General features: G+C 28.2%; 1 protein-coding gene. It reads right to left on the bottom strand.

Annotation, left to right across the window (positions count from 1 at the left end; genetic code table 11):
- Positions 1–364: 364 nt before the first annotated feature.
- Positions 365–1,240: a helix-turn-helix domain-containing protein gene (locus tag GOQ24_RS11745; RefSeq protein ID WP_155091066.1), complete on the bottom strand. Its 876-nt coding sequence runs from the start codon at positions 1,238–1,240 to the stop codon at positions 365–367.
- Between the last annotated feature and the right edge of the window lie 138 nt (positions 1,241–1,378).

Genomic DNA, 1,378 nt, shown 5'->3' with positions numbered 1-1,378 from the left:
GTATTGTAACAGTAGTTAAGGAAATAAGATTAGATATCGTAATAGGACATCTGTTCAAGTAAACTGAAAAGGCTTGACTATTTATATTGTCAATTAAAACTTTATGATTATTTAGAAATTTAACTTGTTCTAAATTTTTCTACAACTGAGATAGAGATTCAAAATGAAAGCAGCCACCTTAAAAAGGTGGCTGCTATGCAATAAAAAAAGATTAGGGCTACTGTTTCTTCAGTTATTTTAATTGCTTGAAGAAAGAGCAATAATTATACATGAAGTAATTTAAGTGAAAATGTTTTTTTCTGTTGTAAAAATAAGATTTTTATCTCACATAAACTTATAAATTTCAAATGAATTTATGTGTTTATTAGTTTTTCCTAAATACGTTTGGACTCATTTTAGTTGCTTTTTTAAAGAAACTAGAGAAATATGTTGGATATTCAAAGCCTAATGTATAAGCTATCTCTGACACACTCCAGTCTGTTGTACTTAGTAGTTTTTTAGCTTCAACAAGTATTCTTTCTTGTATACATGTTGAAGTAGATTTACCTAATATCTTATTAATTGTGTGATTCAAGTGATTTGTATGTACACTTAGTTTTGTTGCGAAATCATTAGGAGTCTTTAATTCTAAGACATTTTGAATAGATGTCACAGGGAACTGTTTCTCTAATAATTCCAAAAACTGTGAGCACAAACGTTGTGGCGCATTCTTTTTATGCTCTACTTTATAAGCAACATTTAGTTTATTACTTTGGTGAATAATAATCTCAATGTAGTTTCTTAATAATTCTATTTTCTGTGCGTAAGATTGTGACGCTTCTTCTTTCATCTTTTTGAAGATAAAAGAAATTAATTCATCCTGAGATGGGGTTAGACTAAAAACAGGGTTCTCCTCAAGGTGAAATAAAATCGATTTCATTAAGTTACTTTTGAAACCTAAGAAATTATTGCTAAATAAACAGAAGTAACCTTCTGGATTTTCAGATATAGGTTCAAATGTATAAGGAGATAAAGGGTTTGAAAAGAATAAAGTTGGACCTTCTAATTCAATTACCTTTGTTCCACTAAAAAATTTACTCTTGCTTTTTAAGTAAGAAACTTTGTAGTAAGACTTTTTATTGTAAGGAATGAATAATTTCTTTCCTTCTTCTTGTGTGTAAATTTTAAAGTCTTCATTTGGTGAATTTTTCAATTCAATCAAACTAGATTGAATTTGAATTTTTTGTCTTGTGTTTGTCATAATAGGTGTCTTTTGTGTGTTGTGAAAGTGGCTTAAGTTTTCTTTAACACTTGTTCGTAATTAATAGTACTAAAGGGGTGTTTCATTGTATCTACTTATATGTGTTTTTATTCTGTCTTATTGCTCATACTTGTATAT

It is taken from the genome of Myroides sp. LoEW2-1 (assembly GCF_009767705.1).
Taxonomy (GTDB): Bacteria; Bacteroidota; Bacteroidia; order Flavobacteriales; family Flavobacteriaceae; genus Flavobacterium; species Flavobacterium album_A.
The sequence above is the reverse complement of the archived record's forward strand: the minus strand, read 5'-3'. Positions and strand labels throughout refer to the sequence as shown.

Coding starts and splice junctions, on each gene's coding strand:
- GOQ24_RS11745 (WP_155091066.1), bottom strand. CDS start 1,240: ATGACAAACACAAGACAAAAAATTCAAATTCAATCTAGTTTGATTGAA.